This is a genomic window from Pseudoxanthomonas yeongjuensis (assembly GCF_010093345.1).
Lineage (GTDB): Bacteria > Pseudomonadota > Gammaproteobacteria > Xanthomonadales > Xanthomonadaceae > Pseudoxanthomonas_A > Pseudoxanthomonas_A yeongjuensis.
The window spans coordinates 110,380-128,546 of sequence record NZ_PDWT01000007.1 but is presented as its reverse complement, the minus strand read 5'-3'; the positions used below and the strand labels follow the sequence as shown (position 1 = coordinate 128,546).

Annotated in this window: 20 protein-coding genes and 1 pseudogene; 5 read left to right on the top strand and 16 right to left on the bottom strand. The window is 65.7% G+C overall.

Going from position 1 to position 18,167, the window contains the following annotated elements; translation table 11 throughout:
- Positions 1-21: 21 nt before the first annotated feature.
- Positions 22-291: pseudogene (locus CSC74_RS17595) on the top strand (GIY-YIG nuclease family protein); the annotation flags it as partial.
- A 191-nt stretch (positions 292-482) separates the two neighbouring features.
- On the opposite strand, the gene CSC74_RS15275 reads toward CSC74_RS17595, so the two are convergent.
- The 11 genes from CSC74_RS15275 to CSC74_RS15225 form a co-directional block, all read right to left on the bottom strand.
- Positions 483-1,235, bottom strand: a complete 753-nt coding sequence (locus tag CSC74_RS15275) for a bestrophin-like domain (RefSeq protein ID WP_162315349.1) — start codon at positions 1,233-1,235, stop codon at positions 483-485.
- 81 nt (positions 1,236-1,316) lie between these two features.
- Positions 1,317-2,381, bottom strand: a complete 1,065-nt coding sequence (locus CSC74_RS15270) for a COG3904 family protein (RefSeq protein ID WP_162315348.1) — start codon at positions 2,379-2,381, stop codon at positions 1,317-1,319.
- Positions 2,382-2,709: 328 nt separating this feature from the next.
- Positions 2,710-3,219, bottom strand: coding sequence for a DUF1697 domain-containing protein (locus tag CSC74_RS15265; protein WP_162315347.1), 510 nt, complete (start codon positions 3,217-3,219; stop codon positions 2,710-2,712).
- Between the two features lie 58 nt (positions 3,220-3,277).
- Positions 3,278-3,673, bottom strand: a complete 396-nt coding sequence (locus CSC74_RS15260) for a hypothetical protein (RefSeq protein WP_162315346.1) — start codon at positions 3,671-3,673, stop codon at positions 3,278-3,280.
- 16 nt (positions 3,674-3,689) lie between these two features.
- Positions 3,690-4,373: a GNAT family N-acetyltransferase gene (locus tag CSC74_RS15255; RefSeq protein ID WP_246193305.1), complete on the bottom strand. Its 684-nt coding sequence runs from the start codon at positions 4,371-4,373 to the stop codon at positions 3,690-3,692.
- Positions 4,374-4,377: 4 nt separating this feature from the next.
- A complete protein-coding gene (locus CSC74_RS15250; RefSeq protein ID WP_162315344.1) occupies positions 4,378-4,821 on the bottom strand; it encodes a nuclear transport factor 2 family protein in 444 nt (147 codons plus the stop codon).
- A gap of 25 nt (positions 4,822-4,846) precedes the next feature.
- On the bottom strand, positions 4,847-5,740 hold the full coding sequence (bla, locus tag CSC74_RS15245) for a class A beta-lactamase (RefSeq protein WP_246193303.1): 894 nt from the start codon (positions 5,738-5,740) through the stop codon (positions 4,847-4,849).
- 97 nt (positions 5,741-5,837) lie between these two features.
- A complete protein-coding gene (gene yjdN / locus CSC74_RS15240; RefSeq protein ID WP_162315343.1) occupies positions 5,838-6,266 on the bottom strand; it encodes a VOC family metalloprotein YjdN in 429 nt (142 codons plus the stop codon).
- Between the two features lie 87 nt (positions 6,267-6,353).
- Positions 6,354-7,145 (bottom strand): MOSC domain-containing protein, encoded by a 792-nt coding sequence (locus CSC74_RS15235; protein ID WP_162315342.1) that lies wholly within the window; start codon positions 7,143-7,145, stop codon positions 6,354-6,356.
- Positions 7,146-7,208: 63 nt separating this feature from the next.
- On the bottom strand, positions 7,209-8,075 hold the full coding sequence (locus CSC74_RS15230) for a glycoside hydrolase family 16 protein (protein ID WP_162315341.1): 867 nt from the start codon (positions 8,073-8,075) through the stop codon (positions 7,209-7,211).
- A gap of 120 nt (positions 8,076-8,195) precedes the next feature.
- On the bottom strand, positions 8,196-8,858 hold the full coding sequence (locus tag CSC74_RS15225; RefSeq protein ID WP_162315340.1) for a hypothetical protein: 663 nt from the start codon (positions 8,856-8,858) through the stop codon (positions 8,196-8,198).
- A gap of 227 nt (positions 8,859-9,085) precedes the next feature.
- Here CSC74_RS15225 and CSC74_RS15220 point away from each other — a divergent pair, with 227 nt between their 5' ends.
- The 4 genes from CSC74_RS15220 (at position 9,086) to CSC74_RS15205 (ending at position 11,284) form a co-directional block, all read left to right on the top strand.
- Positions 9,086-9,529, top strand: a complete 444-nt coding sequence (locus CSC74_RS15220) for an SRPBCC family protein (protein ID WP_170865792.1) — start codon at positions 9,086-9,088, stop codon at positions 9,527-9,529.
- A gap of 203 nt (positions 9,530-9,732) precedes the next feature.
- Complete coding sequence (locus CSC74_RS15215; protein WP_162315339.1) at positions 9,733-10,101, top strand: DUF1428 domain-containing protein; 369 nt, start codon at positions 9,733-9,735, stop codon at positions 10,099-10,101.
- Between the two features lie 341 nt (positions 10,102-10,442).
- Entirely contained in the window at positions 10,443-10,871 is a 429-nt protein-coding gene (locus CSC74_RS15210) for a helix-turn-helix transcriptional regulator (protein WP_162315357.1), read from the top strand.
- Positions 10,868-11,284 carry a VOC family protein gene (locus CSC74_RS15205; RefSeq protein ID WP_162315338.1) on the top strand — a complete coding sequence of 139 codons (417 nt, stop codon included), beginning with the start codon at positions 10,868-10,870 and terminating at the stop codon, positions 11,282-11,284. Before CSC74_RS15210 ends, CSC74_RS15205 begins: the two co-directional genes overlap by 4 nt.
- Before the next feature lie 43 nt (positions 11,285-11,327).
- On the opposite strand, the gene CSC74_RS15200 is transcribed toward CSC74_RS15205, so the two are convergent.
- The 5 genes from CSC74_RS15200 to CSC74_RS15180 form a co-directional block, all read right to left on the bottom strand.
- Positions 11,328-11,714, bottom strand: coding sequence for a YbjQ family protein (locus CSC74_RS15200; RefSeq protein ID WP_162315337.1), 387 nt, complete (start codon positions 11,712-11,714; stop codon positions 11,328-11,330).
- Between the two features lie 97 nt (positions 11,715-11,811).
- Positions 11,812-12,705, bottom strand: coding sequence for a hypothetical protein (locus tag CSC74_RS15195; RefSeq protein ID WP_246193301.1), 894 nt, complete (start codon positions 12,703-12,705; stop codon positions 11,812-11,814).
- Between the two features lie 161 nt (positions 12,706-12,866).
- Positions 12,867-13,118 (bottom strand): hypothetical protein, encoded by a 252-nt coding sequence (locus CSC74_RS15190; RefSeq protein WP_162315335.1) that lies wholly within the window; start codon positions 13,116-13,118, stop codon positions 12,867-12,869.
- Positions 13,119-13,266: 148 nt separating this feature from the next.
- Entirely contained in the window at positions 13,267-14,985 is a 1,719-nt protein-coding gene (ggt, locus tag CSC74_RS15185; RefSeq protein WP_162315356.1) for a gamma-glutamyltransferase, read from the bottom strand.
- A gap of 195 nt (positions 14,986-15,180) precedes the next feature.
- Positions 15,181-17,667 (bottom strand): TonB-dependent receptor plug domain-containing protein, encoded by a 2,487-nt coding sequence (locus CSC74_RS15180; RefSeq protein WP_162315334.1) that lies wholly within the window; start codon positions 17,665-17,667, stop codon positions 15,181-15,183.
- Between the last annotated feature and the right edge of the window lie 500 nt (positions 17,668-18,167).

The window sequence follows — 18,167 nt, the reverse complement described above, 5'->3', positions numbered from 1 at the left end:
CGGTGGTGGCGGTGGCGGACGTTGAAAGCGCAGGCGTTAGAGGCACGGCCGTCCTGGTACGTGTACCTGATCGAATGCCGCGACGGCAGCCTGTACACCGGCATCGCGGTCGATGTCGCCCGGCGTTATGCCGAGCATGCCGCCGGTACCGGCGCCCGCTACACGCGTTCGCACCCGCCATTGCGCCTGCTCGGCCAGTGCGCGTATCCCGGCCGTTCCGAAGCCAGCCGCGCCGAATACAGGATCAAGCGATTGACGCCCGCGCAGAAACGCGGGTTATGCGCCGCCTGGAATGCGGACGCTGCTGCTGAAGCCGGTGGCGACCAGAGCGACACCCACGGCAACTGCAGCGGTCCCCGGATCGGTATCGCCCTGACCCGCGTGCGCAGGTAGGAATGCCGGCGGCATGGACCGGCACACAGGCCTGGCGCGTCCAGCAACCGGATTCCAGCGCATGCGGAACGCAACGGCGGTCGCCGGGATCAGATCCCGGCACGGATCATGTCCAGCGCCTCGATGAAGGCGACCGGCTCGATGATGAGCGCGCCGCTGAAGGGATGCGACATGTCGTAGATCAGGAACAGCGTGAGCCCGGTGAATCCCGAATACATGGCCATGATGGCCTGGTGCAGCGGAGTGATCCTGTGCACGAACAACAAGGTGGCGATCAGTACCAGGCCGACGATGGCCACCAGCCAGAATTCCCCGGACAAGCGGTCGGCCGCCTCGTAGCCGCGCGCCTGGCGCAGGACTTCCACCTGCCAGATGTCGGCCTGCATCCGTTCGGCGAGGATTCGTTCGCGCCTGTCTTCTGGCTGCAGGGCCAGCGACGCTTCCAGCATCCCGCGCCAGGCGATCCAGCCTTCCGCGCTCAACTCCTCGCGCTCGCGCAACACGGGCCAGTCCTTGTCGATCGCCGCGCGCAGGTAAGCGATGCTGGCCGCCTGCAATTCCGGCGCGCCGTAACGCAACGCATTGAAATACACATGGGTGGCCGCCGACGCCTCGGCGGTCACGTCTTCCTCGAACTTCTGCGCGCCGCCATGGGCGCTGGCGAAGACCAGCGACAGGATCAGCCCATGCAATACGCCGATGCGCGCCATGACATCGGAGGCTACCGCGCGCGTGTCGGCCGGCAGCAAGCCCTCGTATCGCCTGCGCAGGAGGCGCGCCGGCAGATAACCGGCCAGGATCGCGCCCGACACGAAGCAGATGCCGATGATCCAGGCGGACATCCAGGGTCCCGTCCAAGTGGAGAACGGGACCAATCATAACCACAACACAGCCGTCGGAATGCGGCGCGCGGTTGCGGGCGGCTACGGCGTGCCGGCCTGGCCGTCGCCGCGCATGGTGTCGGCCTGCCACGACAGCGGACTTTCAGCGGGGCAGCTTTCGTCGGGGAAGCCGAACTTCCGCTCGAGTTCCGCAGCGCACTGGTCCACTTCCTCCAGCGCCTTGCCGGGCTGCGCGCATTCGCGATCGTAGCTGCGGCTGAAGTCGTCCTTGCGACGCACGAAATCCTCGCCGCACTTGCGCGTCAGCTGGATCCGTTCCAGGTCGTCCTGGACCGCGTTGGCGCCTTCCAGCCCGTATTCCTGCAGCTCTTCCTCGGTCAGCAGGCGCAGCTTGCGATTGGGCACGGTCATCATCAGGTCGGCGACGGCCACCGATGCGCCGTTGCGTTCCAGGTATTCCTTCATCTGCGCATAGACCTCGCGCAGCTCCTGGCTCAGTTCGGTGCGCGTGGTCGCGGTGGAATCGACCCGGATCATGCGGTGGATGCCGACCTTGCCGGCGACCTGCCGGCTGTCGCCCGCGGCCAGGATCAACACGCATGCGCTGTGGCAGATCGCGTCGTCGCGCACCCACAGGGTCCATTGCGAGGCGCCGATGGCATCGCCCGCCTTCATCGCGTCTTCGACGTGGCCGCCGCTGGAATCGAGGTCCAGGACATGGCGCCCGATATGCAGGCGGGTGGCCGCATTGGCCACGCGTTCGACCAGCGCGGTGAAATCGGTGGCGATCTTGCCTTGGTAGCGCAGGCGCACCACGCCGGCCTCCTTGCAGGGCTCCAGCGCGGCCGTCACTCCAGTGTAGGAAAGGTCGACCAGCGGCTCCCCATCGCCCTTGGCGGCGTAGTCCAGGTCGCAACTGACGAAAGCTTCGCCGGAGGCGAGTTCGACCTTGGGCCAGTCGGTGCCTTCCAGTACATCGGTTTTCGGTGCCGCCGCCGGCGGCGGCGTGGGACCGCCGCTGAGCGCACCACCCTGCTCGGTGTTGGCCGGCATGTCGATGATGGTGGCCGGCGCTTCGGCCGGTGGCTCTTGCTGGCAGGCGCCGAGACAGGCGACCAGTACGAAGGGAAACAAGTGCTTGGGCATGCCGCGTCGTTTTCCGGAAGTGGGGTCCCGCATCGCGATCCAACACGATGCGGGACCCCAGTCTAGTGCGTGGCCGGGAAACGAACCAAACGATGCATGAACCTCGATGGCTTGCGCGCTGCCGGTTCAAACGCGGCATCGGCCGGAAGATAAAGCCGATTCGATGCCGCCTTGCCGGAAGTCGGCTACATCGAAGCGGAAGTAGCGCCCGCGCCCGCGTAGTCGATCACCAGCGCCACGCGGCGATTGTCGCGACCCTCCGCACCGTCGCGCCCGCCCGGACTTGCCGGTTCTTGTCTTCGCCATGACTCACCGCGCGCACCGGCCTTCACTCCAGCGCCATCTCCACCAGTTTGGCCACCGTATTCACGTTGCGGGCGGTGCCGTGCTTCGCTGCCGGGATCCTGAGCTTCGAATCGGCCATGCCGTCGCCGTAATGGATATGGATCTCGCGCCTGCCCAGGGCGATTTCCTCCCCGTTGCGATGGCTGGCCGTCGCCAGCGCATCGGAGGCCGGCGCCGCATCGAGGAAGACCACGACATTGCGGTTCGGAGCGGCATCCGCGAACGGATTGGCCGCGAGCACCGCCGCCATCTCCTCCGGAGTGCGTACCAGCACGCCGACCGGCTTGCCCGCATAGCGCGCCAACTCCTTCTCCAGCAGCGCCTTCACCTGTTTCTCGCTCCGAGCGCTGCGCAACACCACGTTGCCGCTGGCGATATAGGTGCGTACGTCCTCGAAGCCGATCGCTTCGCACATGGCGCGCAGTTCGGCCATCGGCAATTTGCCGGTGCCGCCGACATTGACCGCGCGCAGCAGGGCGATATAGGTGTTCATGCGAACCTCGTCGATACGGGATCTGCCACGATGCGCAGCGATATCCGTCGCCGCGGTTTCAATCCGGCCATGCGACCCTCGCGTAATACCGGTCATGGTCGTCGTAGGCATAGGGATCGACCAGGTCGCCTGCTTCGGGAGCGCAGACATGATTGAGCGCCAGGGCTTCCAGGACCGCGCGCATCGCCGACGGCAGCGCCTTGTTCATGGTCACGAAGCGGACCTGTCCGTCCGCTTCCTCGCGCAACCAGAGGTCCAGGTAATAGTGGAGCGGATCGCTACCCATGCCGTTGCACGATCCCGCCACTTCGTCCCACTTCAACCCGGGGAACACGGCATCGAGCCGCTCCCGGACCTGCGTCAGCGTGCCGATGGCTTCGGCATGCATCCCTTGCCAGGCATTCATCGGCCCGGTGCCCTTCGGCGCGCGATACAGGTAGAAGTGGAAACTCATCGCCGGCCGCTTCCGTTCATTCGCCGGCACGGCGCAGGGACCAGAACGCGATTTCGCGGCGAATATGGTATCCGTTGCGTTCGTACAGCTGCATAGCCCGCTGGTTCTGCTGGCTGACATGCAGGAATGGAATGCGTCCGCGTTCGAGATTGTCGTTCGACAGCCGGGCCAGCAGGCGTCGGGCGTAGCCGTGGCCATTGAAGTCGGGATGGGTGCAGATCGCGCTGATTTCCGTGTGGTCCTGCATGCCCATGCGCTCGCCGGCCATCGCTGCGAGCCGGCCCTCCCGGTAAACGCCGAAGTAGCGGCCCAGGTCGGTCGTGCGCGGGCGGAAGTAATGCGGATAGACCAGCGCGGTCAGGGCCAGCACGTCGCCGCGATGGGGTTCGGACAGCTCGATGACTTCGGGACCGTCCACTTCCTGCATGCGCACCGGGCAGACCATCTGCGCCAATTGCGCCAGCTGCTCCAGCTTCCAGCCCTGCGGTGCGGACGGCACCGGTCCCAACAGCAGCACGGTGTCGCCGGCGGGCACCAGCGATTCGAGCGCCGTCGCGGCGTCGATGCCCTCGGCCGCCACGCCGAGGAAGGGCGCGACTTGCGCGGGATAACGGGCGACCTCCCCTTCGCGCAGCGCCAGCGAGCGGTGCCGGCTGGACAGGGATTCCCAGATCGGGTTATCGAGCAGGTGCGCGGCCACAGGATCAGTCCTGCGCGATCCGCGACGAATGCGAAGCGAGCATCCGCCACTCGCCATCGCGCCGGATCCAGGTCCGGGTGAAACGGAAGCGTCCGCTCCATGGCTGCCCGTTGCTGGTGCCCGCCTGCACGCTGGTGCCGGTCACCACCGCGGTATCGCCATGCAAGCGGACTTCAACGTCCTGGTTGCCGATAGCCTGGTTGGCGCGGGTGCGGCTGGACAATTCCTTCAGGTAGCCGGCCTTGTCCTGCACGCGCCCGTCGGAATGGGTAAGCAGCCAATCATCGCCAAGCAGCCGTTCCAGGCCTTCGACATCGGATTCGAGCCGCAGCGAATTCCACGAGGCATCGATCGCCAGCAGGGCTTGCTTGTCGGCATCGCTCGCGCATAGCGGCAATGCCCACGCCAGGAACAGCCAGGCGGTCATCGACAGGATCAGGAATCGCATCGGGTTCTCCGGAACGGCATCGGCATCATGCCCGCATCGCCGATCCGGCGGCGATCCTCCCCACCTCCACCAGCACCGCGTTGCGCGTTTCCTGCGGTATCGAAGATTCGGCGTAATAGGCCGTGACCAGCAACGGTGCGCGATCCGGGGGCCAGACGATGGCGATGTCGTTGCTGGCGCCGTTTGCGCCGGTTCCGGTCTTGTCGCCGACGCGCCAGTCGCCGGGCAAGCCCGCGCGCAGGCGCGCAGCGCCGGTGGTATTGGCCAGCAGCCAGTCGGCAAGCTGTTTGCGCGAGGCCGGCGACAACGCGTCGCCAAGCAGCAGCCGGCGCATGTCGTCGAGCATCGCCGCCGGCGTGGTGGTATCGCGCGGATCGCCGGGGATGGCTTCGTTGAGTTCGGTTTCGCGCCGGTCCAGCCGGGTGACGGTGTCGCCCAGGGTGCGCGCGAAAGCGGTCAGGCCCGCAGGCCCGCCGAAACTGTCCAGCAACAGATTGCCGGCGGTATTGTCGCTGAGGGTGATCGCGGCGTGGCACAGTTCGGCCAGGGTCATGCCCGGCGCGCCGGCATGCTTTTCGGTCATCGGCGAATAGGCGACCAGGTCCTTCTTCGCAAAAACGATGCGACGCTCCAGCTTCTCTTCGCCGCGATCCACCCGCGTCAGCACCTGCGCCGCGGCGAGGAACTTGAAGGTACTGCACATGGGAAAGCGCTCGTCGGCGCGATGACCGATGCGCTTGCCGCTGCCCGTGTCCAGGATCGAGACGCCGAGGCGGCCTCCGTAGCGGTGTTCGAGGGCTTCGAGTTGCCCGTACGGGTCACTGGCCGGCGCTGCCGCGAAGGTCCGGTGCAGGGGCGCCAGTGTTGCGGCGCAAGCGCAGGTCAACAGGAAGGAACGGCGTTTGGGATCGATCGTCACGTTCGGCCTTTTCGCGATGGGTAGACGGAATTGTAGCCCGCTCCATTTTCCCTATGCCACGCGTTGATAACGCAACGCGGCGCTCCTGCGGATCCGCCTAGCTCGCGATCTGGCTCGGCACCAATACCATCCATGCCACGCCGAAGCGGTCGGCGACCATGCCGAAGCTCGACGAGAAGAACGTCGCGATCAGCGGCTGCTGTACCTGGCCGCCTTCGGCCAAGGCATCGAACAGGCGCCTGGCCTCGGCATCGTCGACCGCCGACAGCGACAGGCTGAAACCCTTGAACTCGGGTTTCCCGGCGCAGAAGCCGTCGGACAGCATCATCTGGCTGGCGCCGATCTGCAGGCAGGCGTGCATCACCTTGTCGGCGGGTGGCGAGGTTCCATCCGGGCATTGCGAGGAACCTTCCGGGCCTTCGCCGTAGCGCATCAGCATCACCACTTCGGCGCCGAGCGCCTGGCGGTAGAAGGCGATGGCCTCGTCGCAGCGGCCGTCGAAAAACAGGTAGGGCTGGATATTCATGGCGTGTCCTCTGTGCTTGTCGGGGAAAGGAACGGAAGCGGGCTTTCCTGCCTGCGACGAACGCGAAGGGGCGGAATCGACAATCGCTCAGGCCAGCACTTCCACGGCATCGCCGATGCGCAGCGTCCCCAGCGAGCGCGGGATCAGGTTCTGGCCGAAGGCCACGCCATCGGCGGTGCGGCGATAGCCGACCAGCGCGCGCAGGGGTTCGCCATCGGGATCGCGCTCGCCGCGGGTCGGATCCACGGTGGTGAAGATGCAGCGCATGCACGGCTTGGCCACGTCGAATTCGACCGCGCCGATGCGGATGCGTTTCCAGCCGTCCTCGGCATGCGCGGCGGCGCCGTCCACCACCAGGTTGGGACGGAACTGGAGCATGGACACCGGTTTGGCCAGCCGCGCATTCAAGCCGTCCAGCGCGGCGCGTGAGATCAGCAACAGCGGAAAAGCGTCGGCGAAACTCACTTCATCACCCGCCTGCGAATGCACATCGGTCATCGGCCGGGTGACACCGGCATCCATGTGTACCAGCCGCACCGGTTGCCGCAGGAATTCGCTCAGCCAGGCATCGGCCGCGTCCGCGGGCTTCGCGGCGACCTCGCTCTTCCACACGTTTACCCGCATTGTCGCTTCGGTTTGCGGAAACGGCACGGAAAGCGACGGCATACCGGGTGCGGACAGCGAGAGCCCGCCCGCCTCCGGCAACGCGCGCACCAGGGTCAATCGCGGCAGCTGCCTGCCGGTGAGGAAGCGACCATCGTCATCCACCACCATCCAGCGCCGGTCGCTGCGCAGGCCGCGCGTTTCGACCACCGCCGTCTCCACTTCCAGCGGGCCGGTCGATTTGATCGGATACAGGTACAGAGCCGAGAGTTGCATGGGTGGCCGCCGGGAAACTTCGATCAGCGCATGTTAGGGCAAGTCGCAAGGGACGGTGCCGGACTACGGAACACCGACCATCCGGTACGCGCGCACGTAATCGACCTGCATCGTCGCCGGGAAGATGTCCTTGTCCACGCCCTCCTTCCCGCCCCAGTCGCCGCCGACCGCGATGTTCAGCAGGAAGTGGAAGCGCTGGTCGAAGGGCCAGGCCGCCGGGCCGGTGCCTTCGTTGACGAATTCGTAGACCTGCACGTCGTCGATGTAGCCGCGGATCGAGGCCGGCGTCCAGTCCACGCGATAGCGGTGGAATTGCGTCATCGCGTCGGCGACGACATGGGTGGCGGTCTTCTGGGTGCCGATGGTGTGGTTGTAGGCCCCGGTGTGCATGGTGACGTGGATGCGCCCCGGGTCGTAGCCCACGTGCTCCATGATGTCGATCTCGCCGGACTTCGGCCAGCCGCCATAAGCCTGGTCGGTGGGCAGCATCCAGATCGCGGGCCAGGTGCCCCTGCCTCCCGGCAGTTTCGCTCTGACCTCGAAACGGCCGTAAAGGAAGTCGCCCTTATCCTTCGATCTCAACCGCGCGGAACTGTAATCGCTTCCCTCGATCTTCTGCCTGCGCGCGGTGATGCTCAGCACGCCCTCGCCCACCCGCGCATTCTTCAGGCTGTGGGTGTAGTACTGCAGTTCGTGGTTGCCCCAGCCATCCCCGCCTTGCTCGAAACTCCATTTGCCGGGATCGGGAAGTCCCGAATAGTCGAATTCGTCCTGCCAGGCCGGCGTCGTTTCGAAGCTCCAGCTGGTGTGCGGTGGCGATGGTGACGCGGTGATGGCGGCAGTGCCGGCCGCTTCCTGCGCAAGGCAGGTAGAAGCGTGCAGCGCGAACAGCAGGATCGACGCGTCAAGCAGCGTTCTCGGGTGTTTCATCGGCGGGCTCCTGGAGGCCCGGGCGGGCCATGGCGACTTCACGGGTCATGATAGTCATGAACCCGGGACACGGCACCGGTATCGGCCGCGGCCGCGATCGGTGGCGCAGCAATGCCGTGTCTAATTCCTCGAAGGAAACATCGTTCCCTGGTTCTTCGGCCGCCAGTTCATGCCTTCGTACTTGATCTCGCTGGCCGGAGCCGAAGCAGGCGCGTCCGTCCGCGATGCGGAAGCGGGGAGCGTCGCGCCTTTCAGCTTCGCCGCAATCACCGCGAACGCGTTGATGTCGCCCGCGGTGAGTGCGTATTCGTCGCGGCAAACCTGATAGCGCACGGCCTGGGCGCTGCCGATGCTGGCCACCCAGGCCGGGGTGACTTCCTGGCCGATCAGTTCGATCATCTCACCGTCGATGACGCGGCCGCGATGCGAAGCGGGCGCTGTCGCCAGCGGCTTTCCGTCCACCCACCATTCGACGCCGTGGCACGCCGCGAATCGCGGCGCGGGGGCGCCACCTCCCTCGCTGCGCGAAACAAAAGCCAGGCTGATCGCCGACGAAGAGGTCTCGCCGACGAAACTCGCATTGAAGGTGAAGACCGGCCTGGCCAGGTCGGTGTTGCCATCGGCGGTATAGGCCACCGTGCGTTCGCCGCTGATCCGGTCGGTGTCGTCGCTGACGGTCCGGGCGCAGACAGGCGCGGCGCCCGCCAGCGCGATCGCCAGCAAGGCGACGCGCAGCAGCCAGCCGCCCGGCGAGCGGCCGGTATTCCTGTCGGTGTTCCCCATCACACTCCCCAGTGTTCTGTGGCGCCTCTGGACGCCTGCCACGCGGCGTCCTTGCCATGCTGTTACCGGTACAGCTTGACACTCCCGGGAGCGCTTGCGGGTTTTGCCGCCCATCGGCGTGGCCGGATCGTGCGGAATCGCACATTTTCCGCACGGTCCGATGTCGATTCCGTGCATTCCCGGGCGTCGTATGGTCAGAGGGATTTCCTCGGCCAGCGAGAACGATCATGTCCGGAACCGTCCGACTCCACCGCGTCATCCGCGCCTCCCCCGAACGCCTGTATCGCGCCTTCCTCGATGCCGACGCCATGGCCAAGTGGCTTCCGCCGCATGGCTTCACCGGCAAGGTCCACCACCTGGACGCCACCGTCGGCGGGACCTACAGGATGTCGTTCACCAATTTCTCCACCGGCCATAGCCATGCCTTCGGCGGCACTTATCTCGAACTCGTGCCCAACGAACGTATCCGCCACACCGACAGCTTCGACGATTCCAACCTGCCCGGCGAAATGCGCACCACGATCGCCCTGGCGCAGGTGTCCTGCGGCACCGAGCTGAGCGTGGTCCAGGAAGGCATCCCGGATGTGATTCCGGTCGAGCAGTGCTATCTCGGCTGGCAGGAATCCTTGACCCTGCTGACCTTGCTGGTGGAAGCCGATATCCCGGATTGAACCCGGCAGCGGATGCCATGGGCCGGGCTCAAGCCCGCCGCATGATGCCCAAGCTGCGAAACCGGCGAATCTCGATGCGGCATTGCACGCGGCGGGCCGGGGCCCGCTCTATGCCCTGTCGATTTTCACCCTGCCTGATCGTCGCCTGGGGGAAGGTGTGGCCCACGCGGCACCCTCCACCTACAAAACCCAAGGAGATCCCTATGTCCTACATCGACGGTTTCGTGATTGCGGTCCCCACCGCCAACAAGCAGAAGTTCATCGACCATGCCCGCCACTACGACTCCATGTTCCTCGAATTGGGCGCCACCCGCGTCATCGAGGGCTGGGGCGACGACGTGCCCGAGGGCAAGGTCACCGATTTCCAGCGCGCGGTGCAGGCCACCAAGGAGGAAACGGTGGCGTTCTCGTGGGTCGAATGGCCCGACAAGGCCACCCGCGACGCCGGCATGAAGAAGATGATGGAGGACCCACGCATGGATCCCTCCAACACCGACAACCCGCCGATGCCGTTCGACGGCAAGCGCATGATCTACGGCGGCTTCGCGCAGGTGGTCGAGCTGAAGAAATAGAAACCAGGCAACACCGCACATGCGGCGGGCGTGGAGCCCGCCGCACGATACCCGACCCGCGCGGGTCCCTATTCCGAAAAGCGCCAGGGCCGGCGCTTGATGCATGCGCGGATGCCATCGCGCATGGCATCCGCCTTGCCACAGCGGTGCGGATCGCCCCGGGCTCCTGGAGTATGGTTTGCCATCGGGCCGCGATGCCCTGCGAGAGGCAACCGGGCGCCCGGGATGATGAAGACACCTGATCGGTCGCCCATGGAACACGACTCGTGAGCAGACAAGCACCAGCGCGTGCCGGTCAGGACCCCGAGCTGTTGCGCCGCCTGTTGCGCGCCAAGGACCGGATGGATGCCGCCTCGCAGGAGCCATGGCCAGTCGAACGGCTGGCGCGCGTAAGCAGCGTTTCCGAGGCCCACTTCGCGCGCTCGTTCAAGGAGGCGTTCGGTGTGCCGCCGCATCGTTACCTGCTCACGCGCCGGATCGAGCGGGCCAAGGCGCTGTTGCGCGACACGGATCTGCCCATCCTCGAGATCGCACTGCAGACCGGCTGGAACAGCCTGGGAACATTCGGGCGCACGTTCCGCGACATCACCGGCGAAAGCCCCAGCAGGCTGCGTGCGCGCGAGCGAGCTGCGCAACACGAACTGGAGCGGGTGCCGGCCTGCTATGTCAGCGCTGCGCATCGCCCCGACCTCACCTCCGCAGTTTCGGAGAAGCGGCGGCGGGAGGCGGGTGTTACAAAAGACGCCCCACGGAAACCGGAGGTCGCATGAGTCAGGGTATTGGAGTAGTCGGGCTGTACGTTCGCGACCAGGACGAAGCCCTGGAGTTCTATGTCGGCAAGCTCGGCTTCCGCGTGCATACCGACGCGCGCAACGGCGACTACCGCTGGCTCACGGTGCAGCATCCGGATCAGCCGTCCCTGCAGCTTGGCCTGTTCAAGCCGCAGGCGCCGGTGCTCGACGCGTCGACCGCGCAGACGGTGAGCGAAATCGTCGCCAAGGGCGCCATGCCGCCGCTGGTGCTCGATGTCGACGACTGCCGCGTCGATTACGCGCGGCTGCTCGCCGCTGGCGTGGAGTTCACCCAGGCACCGGAAGAGCGCTACGGCAGCGTGGACGCCAATTTCCGCGACCCTTCGGGCAACGGCTGGAAGATGATCGAATCCCGGCGCGCATCGGCTTGAGCGTCAGCGTCTCGACCATGGGTCCTGGCTATATCTGCGCCGCTCAATCGCCGTCGCGTTCGACCACCACTGCGGTGCCGTAGCAAAGGACTTCGGTCAGTCCGGTCATGAGTTCGGTGGCGTCGTAACGCATGCCGATGATGGCGTTGGCGCCCAGCAGGCGCGCGTGGGCCAGCATGTCGCGGTAGGTTTCCATGCGCGCCTGCTCGCACAGTTCGGTATAGATGGTGATATTGCCGCCGAACAGGGTCTGCAGGCCGCCGATGAAATTGCCGACCACCGAGCGCGAGCGCACGGTGATGCCGCGCACGATGCCCAGATTGCGCACCACGCGGCATGCCGGCAATTCCATGGCGGTGGTGACCATGGCATCGCCGAGCGACAGGGTACGGGCGGGAATTGGCGGCGAGGAGTTATAGGGGTCGGTCATTCGTATCCTCCTGAGGTCATGGCGCAATGGGCTTGGGCCATCTTAAGGTCTCCGCCGCGAGCAGATCGTCGCTTGTCCCGGCCCCACCCATCGCCGCTTAAAAGAAGCGGATCCCCGGCCGCAGCACCAGTTGGAAGACGAGCAGCAGGACGACTACCGCAGCCAGCGGATACACCAGCGTGAAGGGCTTCGGCAAATCCCTGGGAACCACGTCGCGCAGGCGCCAGGCGCCGGACTGGATCCAGGGCATGCCGGCCACGAACACGACCAGCGGCAGGAACACCACTTCCAGCCACTCGCGCGGCACGCGGAACGGCAGGATCAACACGATCGCCAGCAGCGCCGGCAAGGTCGCCACCTGGAAAACGAAGCGGCTGCGCGCGCCCGCGCGCGCCAATTGCGCGGACTGGGAGGCCAGACCCAGCAGATGCCGCGAAAACGCGCGTGCGAACAGCGGAACGACTGCCAGCGCCAACAGCGCGGCGATGGCTTTCGCATCGGCGCCGAGGTGGAAGTACTCCATCGCCATGCCGATATCGCTGCCGCTGCTCAGCGCGCCCACCACCACCTGCGGCAGGGCCATGAACACGCCGCAATACGCGACCCAGACCAGGAACAGGCGCGCAGCAAGGGAACGTCCCACGCCCTGGCGCAGCAGCAACAGGCAGATCGATCCCAGCAGGAAAGTCGCCAGTGCACCGGTGCCCTGGAACAGGCTCGCCAGCGGGTGCTCGCCTTCCCACAGGTGGTTGTTGTGGAACAGGGTCGGCTGCAGGCCGGGAGTCAAGGCCTTGGGCAGCACCAGGAACAGTTCCTGGACGAAGAACACCAGGTTGAAGGCCACGGTGAAAAGCAGCGCGGAAAGCGCCACCAGCCGCCAGTCCCATGCCACAGCGGCCACGGGTGGTTCGTTGCGTGCGCGGAATGCGCCGAGCAATGCCAGCAGCAAAGGGCATGCGACGAGGATCAGTGCGGTGACGATCAGGATCATGGGCATTTCGCTACAAGCGGACGGAGCGGGGCCGGCCCGCGATGGTGCCATAACCGTTACTGCGTCGCGTCAGCCTTGCTTGTGTTCCTAGACCCAGGCCACGACGCGCCCCCAGTGGTTGTCCTTTGCGTACCGCAGGAACTGATCGCTGTCATCGTCCATCAATGCGGATTCGACCAAAGGTCCAGGCGTTCCGGAAAATCCTGGTGCCTGCTTGCAGGCCACGGCCGCGGCGACTCCAGCTCGATCAGCGCCAGTATGGCCGCTTCGTCGCTGGATTCCCTGCTCGCCACCGTGCGTGCGAGCAGCTCCGCGCCCTCCTGCAAGTCGAACCGGAACCCTTCCGCTTTCAGCTGTTCCACGGCCCCCTTCGCCAAGCGACCGTAGGATGCGGTGAGCGAAGCGAACCGCATCGATCGCGAAGCTTCCAAGGCAAAACATCCAAGTCGATCATCGCGCGAACGATGCGGTGCGCCTACGGCTTACCGCATCCTACGGAGTCTCAAAAGCAGCTCGGCAATCGGGAGGAATCCCCATGCATCCCGCGGCTCTGCGCACGGCTCAATGGACGGCTTCGACCTTGCCCAGGCCATTCGGGTTGCGCGGATCGCTGGCCGCGGTCTTGAGGTTGCGCGCCCTGTCCCAGACCACCACGTTCATGTTGCCCCACGAGTCCGCGTCGTTGATTTCGTAGCCCATCTCCTCCAGCTTCGCCAGCACGTCGGCGGGAATGTCGCTGCCCTTCTCGATGTCGACGCGGTCGGGCATGAACTGGTGGTGGATGCGCTTCTGCGCGGTGATCTGGCCGGCATCCTTGCCGTCGATGAAGGCGAGGATGGCGCCGAAGACCTGGGTGATGATGGTCGAACCGCCGGGCGAGCCGATCACCGCCAGGCGATCCTTGCCGACCACGAAACTCGGCGTCATCGAGGACAGCATCCGCTTGCCGCCGACCGCCGCGTTGGCGGAGCCGCCGATCAGGCCGAACGCGTTGGGCTGGCCGGCCACCAGGGCGAAGTCGTCCATCTCGTTGTTGAGCAGCACGCCGCTGCTGCCGGCGACGAAGCCCGAGCCCAGCGTGGTGTTGACGGTGGCGGTCATCGAGACCATGTTGCCGTCCTTGTCGATGATCGAGAAATGCGTGGTGTGCATGCCGGGATCTTTCACGGCCACCGACGGCAGCCACGCGGACTTGGTGGCCTGCCCGGGCAGGATGCTCTGGCGCAGGCCGTCGGCGTAGTACGGCGACAGCAGCATGTTCAGCGGCATCTTCACGAAATCCGGATCGCCCAGGTATTCGTTGTGGTCGCGGAAGGCGCGGCGCATCGCTTCGACGAGGTAATGGATGCGGTGGGCTTCATCCATGCTCTTGAGGTCGATCGGCGCGAGGATGTTCAGCATTTCGGCGACCGCCACGCCACCGGAGGACGGCGGCGGCGCGGTGACGATCTTGTAGCCGGCGTAATCAAGCTCGATCGGCGCGCGCTCCTTGGCCTGGTAACTGGCCAGGTCGGCGAGCGTCCAGGTGCCGCCGGCCGCCTTGACCGCCTTGACCATTTCCTTCGCCACCGGCCCCTTGTAGAAGCCGTCGGCGCCGCGTTCGGCCATGGCTTTCAGCGTCGCGCCCTGGCCCGGGTCGCGGAAGATGCCGGTTTCCTGCGGGGCCTTGCCGTCGGGGAAGAACTTGCTGGTCGAGGCCGGGTAGCGGCGCAGTACTTCTTCCTTGCGCGTGATCGAACGGACCAGCGCGCCACTGGGATGGAAGCCCTCGTCGGCCAGTCGGATCGCCGGACGCAGCGATACCGCCAGTGGCAGTTTCCCGTACTTTTCGGCCATGTAGGCGAGGCCTGCCGGCATGCCGGGAATGCCGGCGGCGAGCGGGCCGTTGAGCGAGGTGTCGCGGTTGGGGGTGCCATCGGCATTGAGATAGTCGGCCTCGCTCACTGCCTGTGGCGCCATCTCGCGTGAATCGATGAAGGTGTCCTTGCCGGTGGCGGCGTCGTGGATCAGGGCGAGAAAACCGCCACCCAGGCCCGAGGCTTCCGGTTGCACCACCGACAGCGAGGTGGCCACGGCAATCGCGGCATCGACGGCGTTGCCGCCCTGGGCGAGCGTTTCGAAGCCGGCTTCGGTGGCCAGGACATTCGCGCTGGCGATCGCAGCGGTGGTCGTGGTGGTGCGCGGCGGCGTGTCGTCCTGCGCATACGCCAGCACGCTGAAAGTAGCGATCGCCGCCGCCAGCATCGGCCGGTACCAGCGCAGGTAGTGATGGTCCGGCATGGCGCGGCAGGCCGGCTTTGCACGGGATTGCAGCGTGTCTTGATCGAACATTCGGTCACCTTTCACGTATTGGGGTCGAGCTTGATCGCAGGCGGAGGCTTCGACGAAGAGCCGCCGCGTTTCACGGGTTGTTGGCGGGTATCGCGACGAAAGCTCCGGCGAACCGGAGCTTTCGTCATGTCGGTACCGCCGGCTTTACCAGCTGTAGCGGACTTTTCCGTACAGATACGCGCCCTGGAAGCCGAACGGCGAACTGGACGAGTACGGGAAGGCGCCATTCTGGTCGCTGTCTTGCGGCGCCCTCTTCGGATAGGTGTCGAGCACGTTGTCGCCGCCGAGCGTGAACGTCCAGCGGTCGTGGCTGTAGCTCGCCGCCAGGTCGAGCAGCCATTTGCTCGGATACACGTCGTCATCCACGGAGCTGATCGAACCGTACGAGGTGATGCGGCCGTAGCGGGTCAGCGTGCCGTTGAAACCCCAGTTGCCGGTCGTGTAGGTTTCATTGAGGATCAGCTTGCTGCGCGGCGCCGTGTCGGCAAGCAGGCCCTTGATGGCGCTGCGGTTGAGGCGCTGGAAGATCAGCCCCAGCGAGTCGAGCACGGGGGGGTTCGGCTTGACGTCGGTGACCTCGTTCTTGTGGTAGCCATAGCTGAGCGTGGATGACAGCGAACCGTTGTCGCCGACCGGCATGCGATAGCTGGTCACCAGGTCGATGCCCTGGGTCTTGACGGTGCCGGCGTTGGTGAAATACGCCAGGCCCTGGTATTGCAGGTTGGTGATGCCGTTGTCGGCCAGGTAGGCGATGACCTCCGGCGTCGAGAGCGACAGCGAGCTCGACAGGGCGATGCGGTCACGCACGGTGATCTGGTAGACGTCGGCGGAGATGCTCAACCTGTCGGTCGGATTCCACACCGCGCCGAAGGTGAAGTTGCGGGCTTTTTCCGCTTCCAGCGGCTCGCTGCCGAGCAGCCGGGCAATCGGGTTGTCCACCGGCACCAGTCCGCGCAGGTAGATGCCCGGCGGCAGTCCGAGCGAGTTGCCGGGACCCACTGCCGCGGAGGTGGTTTCGGAATAGTGCTGCTGGCCCAGTCCGGGTGCACGGAAGCCGGTGGAGGCGCTGCCACGCAGCGCGAACGTGTCGGTGAAGTCGAAGCGGCCCGACAACGCCACGGAATTCGCGGTGCCGAAGTCCGAGTAATCCTCGTGGCGCGCGGCCGCGGAAAAACTGAACCGGTCCGTCAGGTTGCCTTCCAGTTGCACATACTCGGCGACGTTGTGCCTGTCCACCGAGATCTCGTCCTGCGGGCCCCAGCCGGCAAAACCCTGGGCGCCGCCGGGGACGCCGGACGTACCGACATAGTAGGAGGAGGGATCGCCGGAGCGTACTTCGTAGGCCTGCCGCAGGTACTGCGCGCCGAACGACAGCGTCAGCGGATGGGCCAGCCGGTTGGCGCCGATCTCCCTGGAGATGTCGAGGTCGACGGTCTGTTGCGAGGCGGAAAGGATGCCATCGTGGAAATCGGTCGGACTGCTGCCGAAATCATTCAGCATGGCGAAGTTGGTGGAGTCCAGCGTGCTGTACGACACGCGGTTGTTGCCGTAGTTGCCGCTCAGGTCCCAGTACCAGCCGTTCACCTCGCCACGCAATCCGGCCACCAGCGAGCGATCCGTCGACTCGCCGTGTTCCCTCGGCAGGAAGCCGTCCGGATAGACCTGTGCGATCAGCGGATGGCGCGGATACGGCGTGTTGGTGCCGTAGCGGTAGAACCCCCGCGGCTCGCCGACGCGCCGGCCGACATGCCCGTACCCATAGAACTGCACGCCGGGGGTGATGTCGTACTGCGCGTTGAGGAAGAGATTATCGTTCCTGAACTTCACGGTGCCGTAGTGGAATTTCACGCCCAGATGGGCCAGCCCCGGTCGGCGATCGACGCCTGCGCGGTTGCTGGGATTCTGGTTGCTGCTCTCCGCGGTGACGCGCAGCCAGCCCTTGTCGCCGCCGAGCGGGACGCCGAAGTTGCCCGCTCCCTGCCATTGCTCGCCATCGCCAGCGGAATACTGGCCGCCGGTAAGCTGGACGTCGCCGCCCTCGGCACCCTTCTTCAGGATGATGTTGACCACGCCGGCGAGCGCGTCCGAGCCGTACTGGGCGGAGGCGCCGTCACGCATCACTTCGATGTGGTCGATGGCGGACATCGGGATCGTATTGAGATCGATGCCCTGCGAACCCTGGCCGATCTGGCCGAGACTCAGCACCAGCGCACCGGGATGCCAGCGCTTGCCGTCCACCAGCACCAGTACCTGGTCCGGCGACAGGCCGCGCATTTCGAAAGGTCGCTGGAACGCGAACGTGTCCGAGGCGGGCGCAAACGGGAAGTTCAGCGAGGGAATGGCGCGCTCGAGGGCCTGGGCCAGGTCGATCGTGCCGGTCTGCAGCAGCGCCTCGACCGAAATCACGTCGATCGGCGTCAGCGACTCGTTGACCGTGCGGTTGCCGGCACGCGTGCCGGTCACCACCACCGTATCCAGGTTCGTCGCCCCGGTCGTTTTTTTGGCGGTCGCGCTGGTCGAATCGGACGGTACCGGCGGGTCGGCGTCCTGTGCCGCCGCGAGGTTGGTAAGTGCCAGCAATACCGCGGCAGTCAGTAAGGTCGGAACGATCCGGCCAGGACGCTTGTTCATGACAACTCTCCCCGAGTGTTTTGTTGCAACAAGATGCCGCCAGCCGAAGCGGACGCACGATTTTTGGTCAAGCGATGAATGAGGTCTGGCATGCGATCCTGGCGAGGTGAGCGTTTCGCTCGCCTGCCGGAAGACTTGCCGGAAGAACAGGTCGACCTCGGCACCAACCGCTGCGGTGCGGCGATGCCCTGCGAGCCGGTCCTGCGCATGGTCGTGACGTTTCGGTCGAACATTCGCTCCTCCATCAAAACCCCCTGCCCGAGCATAGGCACATGCAAGCGAAAGCCTCCATTGAAAAAACAGGCACGAGGTATAACCAAAGGTTGTGGGTGCTTTCGCCTCGAACCGGACGGCCGGCGTGTTCAGGCCGGCCCGGCGAGCGGCGCACGATCTCGGGAAAGCGCCTCTGCAGCGGATTCAGCGGACGATCCAGCCGGTACGGTGCATGAAGGACGATACCCAGTTACAGCTTGAGGAAGCGGGCTTCGACTACGACAAGC

Bases quoted from the DNA above. Each gene is read 5' to 3' on its own strand.
- CSC74_RS15180 (WP_162315334.1), bottom strand. From the start codon at position 17,667: ATGAACAAGCGTCCTGGCCGGATCGTTCCGACCTTACTGACTGCCGCG.
- CSC74_RS15205 (WP_162315338.1), top strand. From the start codon at position 10,868: ATGAGTCAGGGTATTGGAGTAGTCGGGCTGTACGTTCGCGACCAGGAC.
- CSC74_RS15215 (WP_162315339.1), top strand. From the start codon at position 9,733: ATGTCCTACATCGACGGTTTCGTGATTGCGGTCCCCACCGCCAACAAG.
- CSC74_RS15275 (WP_162315349.1), bottom strand. From the start codon at position 1,235: ATGTCCGCCTGGATCATCGGCATCTGCTTCGTGTCGGGCGCGATCCTG.
- CSC74_RS15265 (WP_162315347.1), bottom strand. From the start codon at position 3,219: ATGAACACCTATATCGCCCTGCTGCGCGCGGTCAATGTCGGCGGCACC.
- CSC74_RS15195 (WP_246193301.1), bottom strand. From the start codon at position 12,705: ATGATCCTGATCGTCACCGCACTGATCCTCGTCGCATGCCCTTTGCTG.
- CSC74_RS15250 (WP_162315344.1), bottom strand. From the start codon at position 4,821: ATGCGATTCCTGATCCTGTCGATGACCGCCTGGCTGTTCCTGGCGTGG.
- CSC74_RS15225 (WP_162315340.1), bottom strand. From the start codon at position 8,858: ATGGGGAACACCGACAGGAATACCGGCCGCTCGCCGGGCGGCTGGCTG.
- CSC74_RS15200 (WP_162315337.1), bottom strand. From the start codon at position 11,714: ATGACCGACCCCTATAACTCCTCGCCGCCAATTCCCGCCCGTACCCTG.
- CSC74_RS15270 (WP_162315348.1), bottom strand. From the start codon at position 2,381: ATGCCCAAGCACTTGTTTCCCTTCGTACTGGTCGCCTGTCTCGGCGCC.
- CSC74_RS15260 (WP_162315346.1), bottom strand. From the start codon at position 3,673: ATGAGTTTCCACTTCTACCTGTATCGCGCGCCGAAGGGCACCGGGCCG.
- yjdN (WP_162315343.1), bottom strand. From the start codon at position 6,266: ATGAATATCCAGCCCTACCTGTTTTTCGACGGCCGCTGCGACGAGGCC.
- CSC74_RS15235 (WP_162315342.1), bottom strand. From the start codon at position 7,145: ATGCAACTCTCGGCTCTGTACCTGTATCCGATCAAATCGACCGGCCCG.
- CSC74_RS15190 (WP_162315335.1), bottom strand. From the start codon at position 13,118: ATGCGGTTCGCTTCGCTCACCGCATCCTACGGTCGCTTGGCGAAGGGG.
- CSC74_RS15230 (WP_162315341.1), bottom strand. From the start codon at position 8,075: ATGAAACACCCGAGAACGCTGCTTGACGCGTCGATCCTGCTGTTCGCG.
- ggt (WP_162315356.1), bottom strand. From the start codon at position 14,985: ATGCCGGACCATCACTACCTGCGCTGGTACCGGCCGATGCTGGCGGCG.
- CSC74_RS15220 (WP_170865792.1), top strand. From the start codon at position 9,086: ATGTCCGGAACCGTCCGACTCCACCGCGTCATCCGCGCCTCCCCCGAA.
- CSC74_RS15210 (WP_162315357.1), top strand. From the start codon at position 10,443: ATGGATGCCGCCTCGCAGGAGCCATGGCCAGTCGAACGGCTGGCGCGC.